Origin of the sequence: Asticcacaulis sp. (assembly GCF_020217185.1) — a bacterium.
Taxonomy (GTDB): Bacteria; Pseudomonadota; Alphaproteobacteria; order Caulobacterales; family Caulobacteraceae; genus Asticcacaulis.
In genome coordinates this window covers 1-10,000 of sequence record NZ_JAIWNX010000094.1, presented here as the reverse complement: position 1 = coordinate 10,000, position 10,000 = coordinate 1, and the positions used below count along the sequence as shown (strand labels likewise).

Annotated in this window: 12 protein-coding genes; 3 read left to right on the top strand and 9 right to left on the bottom strand. The window is 60.4% G+C overall.

Annotated features, from left to right (window positions below; translation table 11 throughout):
* The 8 genes from LDL37_RS04720 to rplM all read right to left on the bottom strand — a co-directional run.
* On the bottom strand, window positions 1–689 hold a 689-nt coding region (locus LDL37_RS04720), incomplete at its 3' end, for an ABC transporter ATP-binding protein (protein WP_290795064.1).
* Window positions 690–696: 7 nt separating this feature from the next.
* A complete protein-coding gene (locus LDL37_RS04715; protein ID WP_290795067.1) occupies window positions 697–1,980 on the bottom strand; it encodes a lipoprotein-releasing ABC transporter permease subunit in 1,284 nt (427 codons plus the stop codon).
* Window positions 1,980–3,299 carry a proline--tRNA ligase gene (proS, locus tag LDL37_RS04710; RefSeq protein WP_290795062.1) on the bottom strand — a complete coding sequence of 440 codons (1,320 nt, stop codon included), beginning with the start codon at window positions 3,297–3,299 and terminating at the stop codon, window positions 1,980–1,982. The genes LDL37_RS04715 and proS overlap by 1 nt, the downstream gene beginning before the upstream one ends.
* Window positions 3,300–3,395: 96 nt before the next feature.
* Window positions 3,396–3,653, bottom strand: coding sequence for a DUF1467 family protein (locus LDL37_RS04705; protein WP_126423728.1), 258 nt, complete (start codon window positions 3,651–3,653; stop codon window positions 3,396–3,398).
* A complete protein-coding gene (locus LDL37_RS04700) occupies window positions 3,653–3,892 on the bottom strand; it encodes a hypothetical protein (RefSeq protein ID WP_290795058.1) in 240 nt (79 codons plus the stop codon). Before LDL37_RS04700 ends, LDL37_RS04705 begins: the two co-directional genes overlap by 1 nt.
* Before the next feature lies 1 nt (window position 3,893).
* Window positions 3,894–4,826 (bottom strand): N-acetyl-gamma-glutamyl-phosphate reductase, encoded by a 933-nt coding sequence (gene argC / locus LDL37_RS04695; RefSeq protein WP_290795056.1) that lies wholly within the window; start codon window positions 4,824–4,826, stop codon window positions 3,894–3,896.
* A 235-nt stretch (window positions 4,827–5,061) separates the two neighbouring features.
* Entirely contained in the window at window positions 5,062–5,544 is a 483-nt protein-coding gene (rpsI, locus tag LDL37_RS04690; protein WP_013480297.1) for a 30S ribosomal protein S9, read from the bottom strand.
* A 2-nt stretch (window positions 5,545–5,546) separates the two neighbouring features.
* The gene (rplM, locus tag LDL37_RS04685) at window positions 5,547–6,023 is read right to left on the bottom strand and encodes a 50S ribosomal protein L13 (RefSeq protein ID WP_272742643.1); all 477 of its coding nucleotides are present in this window, start codon (window positions 6,021–6,023) and stop codon (window positions 5,547–5,549) included.
* 275 nt (window positions 6,024–6,298) lie between these two features.
* On the opposite strand from rplM, the gene LDL37_RS04680 reads away from it, so the two are divergent.
* On the top strand, window positions 6,299–7,735 hold the full coding sequence (locus tag LDL37_RS04680; RefSeq protein WP_290795052.1) for an alkaline phosphatase PhoX: 1,437 nt from the start codon (window positions 6,299–6,301) through the stop codon (window positions 7,733–7,735).
* A 280-nt stretch (window positions 7,736–8,015) separates the two neighbouring features.
* On the opposite strand, the gene LDL37_RS04675 is transcribed toward LDL37_RS04680, so the two are convergent.
* Window positions 8,016–9,065 (bottom strand): COX15/CtaA family protein, encoded by a 1,050-nt coding sequence (locus LDL37_RS04675; protein ID WP_290795051.1) that lies wholly within the window; start codon window positions 9,063–9,065, stop codon window positions 8,016–8,018.
* Window positions 9,066–9,227: 162 nt separating this feature from the next.
* Here LDL37_RS04675 and LDL37_RS04670 point away from each other — a divergent pair, with 162 nt between their 5' ends.
* Together LDL37_RS04670 and LDL37_RS04665 are read left to right on the top strand one after the other, a co-directional pair.
* Window positions 9,228–9,497 (top strand): transglycosylase, encoded by a 270-nt coding sequence (locus tag LDL37_RS04670; RefSeq protein WP_126423722.1) that lies wholly within the window; start codon window positions 9,228–9,230, stop codon window positions 9,495–9,497.
* Window positions 9,484–9,744, top strand: a complete 261-nt coding sequence (locus tag LDL37_RS04665) for a DUF2842 domain-containing protein (protein WP_290795046.1) — start codon at window positions 9,484–9,486, stop codon at window positions 9,742–9,744. The genes LDL37_RS04670 and LDL37_RS04665 overlap by 14 nt, the downstream gene beginning before the upstream one ends.
* Window positions 9,745–10,000: the final 256 nt, after the last annotated feature.

The following is a 10,000-nucleotide window of genomic DNA, read 5'->3' as shown; positions in this document are numbered from 1 at the left end:
CCCGGAACGGTTTCCACAAGACGGCCGTCTTTGAGGCTGACCACGCGGTCCATATGCCCGGCCAGTTCCAGATTATGGGTGGCGATCAAGGCCGCGACCCCCTGCGCCTTGACGATTGTCCTCAGGGCGTCGAACACCTGTTGAGAGGTCTGGGGATCGAGATTGCCTGTCGGTTCATCGGCGAGCAACAGGCGCGGGGCATTGACCAGAGCGCGGGCAATGGCCACGCGTTGCTGCTCTCCGCCTGACAGTTGCGCCGGCTGGTGATCAAGGCGTTCGCCGAGCCCCAGTTGCTCCAGAAGCCCCCTCGCCCGCGTTTCCGCCTGTTTGAGCGGCAGACCCAGCACGCGCTGCGGCAGGGCGACATTGCCCAAGGCCGTAAATTCCGGCAGCAGGTGATGGAACTGATAGACAAAGCCGATCTTTTGCAGACGTGCGCGGGTCCGGGCGGCCTCGCTGGCGCGGGTAAAGTCTTCCCCGTCGATGGTCAGTTGCGCCTCTTCGGAGGATTCCAGCAAACCGATACAATGCAACAGCGACGACTTACCGGAGCCGGAGGGCCCGATCAGCCCGACCACCTCACCGGCGCGCAGGTCGAGATCGACGCCTTTGAGCACGTCCAGCGTGCGACCATCGGCGATGGGATAGGCGCGCACCAGGCCGCGCAGGGACAGAACCACATCATTCATAAGCCCATTATTCATATCTCAGGGCCTCCACGGGTTCGAGCTTGGACGCCCACAGGGCCGGGAACAGGGTGGCCACGCAGGTAGCGATCATCGAAAAGCCAACGATAATCAGCACTTCGGTCGGTTCAACCTTGGCCGGTATATAGGCGAGGTAATAGACCTCTTCGTTGAAGACCTTCACATTGAAAAGGGCTTCGACGATCTGCTGGATCGGGCGGATAAAGATGCAGAACAGTGTGCCGATGGCGACGCCCAGCACTGTACCGGTGGCCCCGATAATAGCCCCCGACAGGAAGAATATCTTGGTAATCGAAGTACGATCCGCGCCTAAGGTCCGCATGATGGCGATGTCGCGCGTCTTGTTCTTCACCAGCATGACGATGCCGGAAATGATGTTCATAGCGGCGATCAGCACGATCAGCATCAGGATCAGGCGCATCACGTTGCGTTCGACCTGAAGGGCGTTCCACAGGGGCGCATTGCGCTGCGTCCAGTCGAGCAGGATCGCCTTATCCCCTGCGGCCTTGCGAAAAGCCGGGTAGTAGTCCTTGATATTATAGGGGTCTTTCACCTTGATTTCGACGGTATCCCACTCGTCCTCGCGGTCGAAGAAGAGTTGCGCCTGCGGCAAGGGCATAAAGACAAAGGCCGCGTCCAGCTCCGACACACCGCTTTTGAAGATGCCGCCCACCACATAGGGCTTACGGCGCGGCATGGCCCCGAAGGCCGTGCTGCCCGATGGCGACAACAGCGTCAGTTCGTCCCCGACACGCACATTCATCTGGCTGGCCAGACCTTCCCCGATGAGAATAACGTCACCGCCATATTCACCGACGCCAAATCCATCCAGAGAACCGGATTTGATATTGTCGCGGATGATCGGCGTGTTTTTCAACGCCGCCACATCGACGCCGCGCATATAGGCCAGACCCGCCTGCGAAAACGGCCCCTGCGCCAGACCCGGCGATTCCACGTAGGGCGAGGCTTCGATGACGCCCGGAATGGCGCGCAGCCGCTTAAGCATGGCGTCGCGACCGTTCCAGTCGGTCAGGGGTTCGCCTGCCACAAACTGATGGCCATTAAAGGCCAGCACGCGCGACATCAACTCGTCGCGAAAGCCGTTCATCACCGACATGACGATGATCAGCACGCCCACGGCCAGCGTGATGCCGATAAAGCTGATGATGGCGATGAGGGCGATGCCGCCGTCCTTGCGTTTGGTGCGCAGATATCTGAGCGCCAGATCGGTTTCCCAGGCGGAGAAAGAAAACAGCGACAACAGCCCCTTCATCATTTTGCCTTGGTCAGTTGTTCAAGGACGGCATCGAAGGCCGCCGTATGACGTTCGCCCGTGGCGCGGTGCTTGATTTCAACCTGACCTTCGGCAATGCCCTTGGGCCCGATGATCAGTTGCCACGGAATACCGATCAGGTCCATCGAGGCGAACTTGGCGCCCGGACGGTCGTCCGTATCGTGATAGAGCACGTCACGCCCGGCGGCGGTCAGCGCCTTATAGGCCTTGTCGCAGGCCGCATCGCAGGCTTCGTCACCGACGCGCAGATTGATCAGGGCCACATCGAAGGGGGCGACGCTTTCGGGCCAGATGATGCCCGCTTCGTCGTGGCTGGCTTCGATGATGCCACCGATCAGGCGCGACACGCCGACGCCGTAAGAGCCCATGTGGACATTGACCTGCGCGCCGTCGGGACCGGAGACCCTGGCGCCCATCGGTGCGGAGTATTTTTCACCGAAATAGAAGATGTGACCGACTTCGATGCCGCGCGCCGACAACTGCTTGTCCGCCGGAACGGCATTAAAGGCCGCCTCGTCGTGCATTTCTTCGGTGGCGGCGTAGAGCGATGTGCGCTGATCGACCAGCCCTTGCAGATCGTCCCAGTCCACATCGGCACCGGGGGCCGGCATATCAACCAGATCCTTATGGCAGAAGACGGCGCTTTCGCCGGTTTCGGCGAGGATGATGAATTCGTGGCTGAGGTCGCCGCCGATCGGGCCGGTATCGGCGCGCATCGGCACCGCCTTCAGGCCCAGACGGCTGAAGGTATTGAGATAGGCGATGAACATGCGGTTATAGGCCTTGCGCGCCGAGGCCTCGTCGATGTCAAACGAGTAGGCGTCCTTCATCAGGAACTCACGGCCGCGCATGACGCCGAAGCGCGGGCGCTGCTCATCGCGGAACTTCCACTGGATGTGGTAGAGGTTCATCGGCAGGTCCTTGTAGGACTTGACCGTGCCACGGAAGATTTCCGTGATCATTTCCTCATTGGTCGGGCCATAGAGCATCTCGCGCTCATGGCGGTCCTTGATGCGCAGCATTTCCTGGCCGTAGTCGTCATAGCGACCCGACTCGCGCCACAGATCGGCCAGTTGCAGCGTCGGCATCAGAAGCTCAACCGCACCGGCGCGCTGCATTTCCTCGTGCACGATCTTTTCGATCTTGCGCAGCACCCGCAGACCCAGCGGCAGCCAGGCATAGATACCGGCGGCCTCCTGACGGATCATGCCGGTACGCAGCATGAGACGGTGCGAGACGATCTGGGCTTCGGAGGGATTTTCCTTAAGCAGCGGAAGCAAATAGCGCGACAGGCGCATGGGCAGGGAACCTTGGGATTGCGGCAAACTGGCCCTGTACTAGCCAGCTTCGCCGTCATTGATCAATGCTAAAAAGGCGGAAATAGGACGGGCCGATCAGGCCGCAGGGATTTCCGGCAGCGGAATGAGGCCAAACTGCACGATGACCATAACAATGGCCCACACCACCACGGCCACGACCGTGTTGATCAGCAGCTTCTTTTTGAGATTGTGGAAGACCGGCGCACCGGGGTCGCCGCCGTCCTTCGTCTCGATACCGGCTTCGTGATGGCTCACATTGCCAAACGGCAGAATGGCAAACAGAGTCACCCACCAGATCATCAGAAGAATGGCAATGCTGGTCAGAGGTCCCATTACGACGCCTTGTCCTTATCCGTCACATCGGAAGAAGATTGGTCCTTTTTGCGGAACATCGTCAAGCCGCCAAACACCACAAACAGGATGATGAAGGTCACCCACGGAAAGCCGCCCTTGTGGTCAGAGGTTTCAGCCTTTTCCGCCACCGGTGCCACTGAAGCGACAGGAGACGCTGGCGCGGCCTGGACAGAAACCGGCGCAACCGTGAGGGCCAGAGCGAGCCAAACCGCTTTCATATCAAAGCAGTCCGGCGGTTTCTTCGAGGCCGAGGACGAGGTTGAGATTCTGCACCGCCGCGCCCGACGCCCCCTTGCCCAGATTGTCGAACACCGCCACCAGATTGGCCGTATCGCCGTCTTCCTGACCGAAGACGTGGATCAGCAACTGATTGGTGTCGCGCAAAGAGTCGCCATTGACGAACGTCGCCGACGCTGTCTCTTCGAGCGAAGCGACGCGCACAAAGGGTTCACCGGCATAGTGGGCGCTGAGGATGTTGAAGATGGTGGGCAGGTCAGGCGCATCCGGCAGGGCCCACAGGTGCAGCGGCACCTCAACGATCAGGCCTTGCGCAAAATTGGCGACGGTCGGCGAAAAGATCGGCGCGGTTTCCAGCCCGGCATAGAGCTGCATTTCCGGCAGGTGCTTGTGCGTCAGGCCCGTGGCATAGATGCGTTCGCGCCCCTGCCCGCTTTCGAACTCCGCAATCATCGCCTTGCCGCCGCCGCTATAGCCGGTCAGCGACGTGGCCACCATCGGGAAGAAGGGCGGCAGGACGCCCAGCTCGACCAGAGGCCGTGTCAGGGCAATGAAGCCGGTGGCGTGGCAGCCGGGATTGCTGATGCGCTTTGAAGCCCGGATCAGATCGCGCTGATCCTCGGTCATTTCGGGGAAGCCGTAGGTCCAGCCCTCAGCGACGCGGTGGGCCGTCGAAGCGTCAATCACCACGACGTCCGGGTTTTCGATCAGGGCGACCGCCTCCTTCGCCGCCTCATCGGGCAGGCAGAGGATGACGGCATCGGCGGCATTGAGCGCTTCGCGACGGGCTTCGGTGTCCTTGCGGCGATCATCGCTCAGGCGGATCAGGTCGATCTCCGGGCGCTTTTCCAGCCGCTCGCGGATTTGCAGACCGGTGGTGCCGGCTTCGCCATCGATGAAAACCTTATGGGACATGATACGCTCCTTGGTCAGCGGACGAAAGATACCCCACCCCCACATCTCGCTTGCTTCGCAAGCTCGTGCGGTCCCCCTCCCCAACAAGTCGGGGAGGTATTAAGTCAGAGCGTCTTATTGGGAAAACAGCCCTGAAAAAAGTGAAAAACACCCGTCGGGCTGCCCCGAGGGTGTTTTTCTCCGTATTCCGGAAGAGGGCACTTGGGGAAAACGACGTTTCCCCCCAAGACCTCGATTAACGCTTCGAGAACTGGAAGGAACGGCGAGCCTTGGCGCGGCCGTACTTCTTACGCTCGACGACACGCGAGTCGCGCGTCAGGAAGCCAGCCGCCTTCAGCGCCGGGCGCAGGGCGGGCTCGTAATAGGTCAGAGCCTTCGACAGGCCGTGACGGATGGCGCCGGCCTGACCCGACAGACCCGAACCGTGAACCGAGACGATGACGTCGAATTGCGACGCACGGTCGGTCAGGTTCAGCGGCTGAGCGATCATCATGCGCAGAACCGGACGCGCGAAATAGACTTCCTGCGCGCGGTCATTGATGATCCACTTGCCCGAACCCGGCTTGATCCAGACGCGGGCGACGGCGTTCTTACGCTTACCGGTGGCATAGGCGCGGCCGTACTTGTCGAGTTGCTGAACGCGCTCAACCGGCGCATTTTCAGGGTTCGACGACAGGGAAGCGAGGGCTTCGAGGCCTTGAGCTTGAACTTCAGACATTCTTAGACGCTCCGGACGTTCTTGCGGCTCAGGGCCTTGAAGTCGATGACTTCCGGCGATTGAGCTTCGTGGGGGTGCTCCGAACCGGCGTAGATACGCAGGTGGGTCATTTGGGCGCGGGCCAGCGGCGATTCCTTGGGCAGCATACGCTCAACCGCCTTGGTCAGGACGCGCTCAGGGTACTTGCCGCTGAGGATCTGACCCATGGTGCGTTGCTTGACGCCGCCGGGGTGACCCGTGTGCCAGTAGAAGATCTTGTCCGTCAGCTTCTTGCCGGTGTAGTGCACCTTGTCGGCATTGATGACGATGACGTAGTCGCCGGAATCGACGTGCGGGGTGTAGTCAGGCTTGTGTTTGCCGCGAAGACGCATGGCGATGAACGAAGCCAGACGGCCGACAACGGCGTCCTGGGCGTCAATCACGATCCACTTCTTCTCGACATTGGCGGGCTTGAGCGCCGCGGTCGCAGAGGTAAGCATGGGAGATTCCTTTGGTGAAATCCGGGGTTTGAAACGGGTGCTTCCTGCCGTGACAGACGCCACCGCCGGAAAAGTCGGGAGCGTATAGACGAGGCAAATGGCCGCGTCAACAGTTATTTTTGACAAAAATTGAAACAGGCAATTGTTTTTATTGATATTTTTTAATTAGGTATTAAATTACCGTATCAAATCGTCATAATTCTGTGCCCGCTTGTCTTTACATAAGCCGCATCCGATTCCAAACGGTAGTGTCCCTTACGCGCAAAGGTGTTTCCATGTCGCTGTCCCGCCGTACCCTCCTCTCTTCGTCTCTGGCCACCTCTGCGGCCTTTACCGGCATGGCGCTGTGGATCAGCAAGGCCGCGGCGGCCCACCGCCTGACCGAAAACGCGCCCGACACCTATGTCAATCAGATCGAAGGCTATGGCCCGCTGGTGAAGGACCCCAACGGTATCGCCGACCTGCCCGCTGGCTTCTCCTACCGCATCTTCTCGCGTCAGGGCGAAACCATGAGCGACGGCCTGCTCGTGCCGGGTAAGCACGACGGCATGGCCTGCTTCCCGCACGGCCCGAACACGGTGCTGCTGGTGCGTAACCACGAAATCAAGCACAGCCTGAGCAAGATGGGCCCGTTCGGCGCGCAGAACGAACTGTTCGGTAAGGTCGATGCGGCCAAGGTCTATGACTTCGCCCCCGACGGTCGCCCGCTGCACGGCGGCACGACCACGCTGGTCTATAATATCAAGGAACAGAAGCTGGTCAGCCATCACCTGTCGCTGGTTGGCACCTCAACCAACTGCGCCGGCGGCCCGACGCCCTGGGGCTCGTGGCTCACGTGTGAGGAGACCTCGCAAAAGGCCCCCAACGGCGTTGGCAAGGATCACGGCTATGTCTTCGAAGTGCCGGCGCGCGCCGAAGGCCTCGTCAAGGCCGAGCCGATCAAGGCGATGGGCCGCTTCGAGCACGAGGCCGTGGCCGTCGATCCCAAGACCGGCATCGTCTATCTGACCGAAGACGCCGGGGACTCGGCCTTCTATCGCTTCATCCCCAAGGTGCCGGGCAAGCTGCGGGAAGGTGGTAAGTTGCAGGCGCTGGTCATCAAGGGCAAGCCGCACGCCCTGACCGATAATAAGACCGCCATCTTCTGGCAGCAGGGGGACTGGTTCGAAAGCGAATGGGTCGATCTCGACGAGGTCGAAAGCCCCAATAACGATCTGCGCACCCGCGCCCACGCCAAGGGCGCGGCCCAGTTCGCGCGCGAAGAAGGCATCTTCTTCGGCGAGGGCGAGCTTTACTTCACCTGCACCTCCGGCGGTCCCGGTGAAAACGGCCAGATCATGCGCTATGTGCCCAGCCCCCACGAAGGCACGCCTCAGGAGGCCCGCGCCCCCGGCCGTATCCAGCTCTTTGCCGAGCCGAACAACGACCTGCTGTTCGACTATGTGGACAATATCGTCGTCTCGCCGCGCGGTCAGCTCTTTGCCTGCGAAGACCGCTATTCCGACACGCTGAAAAACCACCTGAAGATCATCACCCGCGAGGGCAAGGTCACCACCTTCGCCCGCAATACCGAACCGACCAATTCAGAATGGGCCGGGGTGTGCTTCTCGCCCGACGGCTCAACCATGTTCGTCAACCTGCAAAACCCCGGCTGGACGCTGGCCATCACCGGCCCGTGGGATCGGTTCAGCACGGAGGCCGTCAAGGGGTAAGGTTACGCATAAGGTAGGCAAAGACCGTGGGGCCACAGGCCCCACACCCCATTACCGGGCGCTCGAACGGCACGACCTGGGTTTGTCTGCAAAATAAAGCGGGGCTTCGCCCCAAAAAAAACTTCCGTCACGCGCCCTGCATATCCGGTTTGAGCGCGGATAGGTGATGGGGTGCAGGGGCCCCTGCCTCTTTCCTTCGGCTTCGCCTTCCCCTCCGTCTTTTTGCCTTTCAGGCAAAAATCCACCTCCCTATGCCTGCGGCACAGGGAGGAGGGTCAACTTAAAAATTACGACGGCGGAAGTCGCGATCGGCGCGGGCGACCTTCCACAGCAGCAGGGTGGCCAGAATGAGCAGCCCGACGGCGCCCAACTGGTGCAGCAGGCCGAAGGCGATGTGCACATTGGTCCACAGGGTCGCGACGCCTAGAGCGGCCTGACACCAGACCAGCACACCGAAGGCTGCGGCGATCAGGCGCATACCGTCATCGAGGCAGCGCCGCCACAACCACAGGACCAGAGCCGTGGCGTAGAGCAGAAGGATATAGGCGTTGAAGCGGTGCAGGACCTGCACCATGCCCTGATCGTGGACGAAGACGTGCCACAGGCCTTTGGAATAATCGACAAAGGGCACGACACGCCCGCCCATCAGTGGCCAGTCATTATAGACCAGCCCCGCATCGTTACCAGCGACCAGCGCGCCCAGCATGGATTGCAGGAAGGTCAGGCCAAACAGACCCGCGACGGCGGCGACCCAGCCACCGGGCGCGCCATGCCCGCGCGATTGGCCGTGCAAGGCTTCGTTGGCCGTCCATATGGCAAAGATCATAATGACCAGGGCCAGGCTAAGGTGTGTCATCAGGCGTTCCGGGGCGACGTCGATGCGGTTGGCCAGCCCCGAATGCACCATCCACCAGCCGATCGTCCCCTGCACGCCGACCAGCCCGACGAGTAAGGCGCAGCGCCAGATCAGGCGCTGCGGGATGGCCTGCATAAACAGGAAGACAATAAAGGGGATCAGGACCGCGACTCCGATCAGGCGGCCCAGCAGGCGATGGCCCCATTCCCACCAGAAGATGAATTTGAACTGCTCCACCGACATGTTCGCATTCACCTGCTTGTACTGCGGTATCTGCTGGTACTTGGTGAATTCTTCGGCCCATTGGGCGTCATTCAGCGGCGGCACTACACCGTGGATGGGCTTCCATTCGGTGATCGACAGGCCTGAGCCGGTCAGGCGCGTGGCGCCACCGACCATGACGATCAGCACGACCATAGCGGCCACGATAGAGAGCCAGATGGCCACGGAAGGAGATTTGAGCGGAAGCCTCACCGTTACGCCTCACTGAAAAATAATTGTTGGGTTCCGTCGGGCGGACCTGTTCAACTGCGGCGAAATAACCTGTAATAGGCATTGGCCGTGCGTTTTGATTTGCCCACAGGGAGGGGTGAAATTCAAGCGATGCGCGACGGAAAAATGTGAAAGGTTCCACAAATGGGTGTTCAGGACTGGATTCTGGCCGGTATGACGGGGTTCATCGTCGGTTGGATCGCCAACAACCTGACCAGGAGCCGCTACAGCGCCATCATCAATATGTTTGTGGGCATTTTCGGGGCGATCCTGATGACGTTTTTCATCCATATTCTCGATATTTATCCGGATCGCTTCTACACGACGCTCAGGGCCGCCGGAGCGGGCTCGGCCGGTCTTCTGGCGCTGTTTCACCTGACGCGCGCCATCGAGAAGGTCAATGTCAAGAAATGAAGCGGGTAAGCCGATGAGCGACGATGCGACAAAGGGTCTCAGCCTGCCGGTGCGCCGCGTCATCGCCTGTATCGGCATTGTGGTGTTTCTGGCCGTCTATGTGGTGATCGTTTCCAGCATTGGCGAAAGGCTGCCTGACAACGATTGGGTGCACCTGCTGTATTACGGCCTGTCCGGCATACTCTGGGGGATTCCGGTGCTGCCGATCATAAGCTGGTCGGAAAACTACAAGGGGCGGAAGCGCTAAAGCGATATGTCGAAAAGTGTGAGCGGTTTTCGACAAAAATATCGCGACAAAACAAAAATTTAGATCGGGATCAGGCTCCCCTTTAAAACCATCCCGATCTAGAGAGGCAGGAAGCTGTCGTCGTCGGAATTGGGTGGCCGCTTGCCGACGGCAAAGCCGCTGGCGGCCCACAGCGTCCATACGGTCAGCACACCGAGGCCCAAAAGGCAGATGATCAGCCGATCCACGACCGCCTTTTGCGCGTGCTGGATCATCC

Excerpts from the sequence above, each read along its gene's own strand:
- LDL37_RS04665 (WP_290795046.1), top strand. The coding sequence starts at position 9,484 with ATGTCAAGAAATGAAGCGGGTAAGCCGATGAGCGACGATGCGACAAAG.
- LDL37_RS04700 (WP_290795058.1), bottom strand. The coding sequence starts at position 3,892 with ATGAAAGCGGTTTGGCTCGCTCTGGCCCTCACGGTTGCGCCGGTTTCT.
- LDL37_RS04670 (WP_126423722.1), top strand. The coding sequence starts at position 9,228 with ATGGGTGTTCAGGACTGGATTCTGGCCGGTATGACGGGGTTCATCGTC.
- argC (WP_290795056.1), bottom strand. The coding sequence starts at position 4,826 with ATGTCCCATAAGGTTTTCATCGATGGCGAAGCCGGCACCACCGGTCTG.
- LDL37_RS04715 (WP_290795067.1), bottom strand. The coding sequence starts at position 1,980 with ATGAAGGGGCTGTTGTCGCTGTTTTCTTTCTCCGCCTGGGAAACCGAT.
- LDL37_RS04705 (WP_126423728.1), bottom strand. The coding sequence starts at position 3,653 with ATGGGACCTCTGACCAGCATTGCCATTCTTCTGATGATCTGGTGGGTG.
- rplM (WP_272742643.1), bottom strand. The coding sequence starts at position 6,023 with ATGCTTACCTCTGCGACCGCGGCGCTCAAGCCCGCCAATGTCGAGAAG.
- proS (WP_290795062.1), bottom strand. The coding sequence starts at position 3,299 with ATGCGCCTGTCGCGCTATTTGCTTCCGCTGCTTAAGGAAAATCCCTCC.
- rpsI (WP_013480297.1), bottom strand. The coding sequence starts at position 5,544 with ATGTCTGAAGTTCAAGCTCAAGGCCTCGAAGCCCTCGCTTCCCTGTCG.
- LDL37_RS04680 (WP_290795052.1), top strand. The coding sequence starts at position 6,299 with ATGTCGCTGTCCCGCCGTACCCTCCTCTCTTCGTCTCTGGCCACCTCT.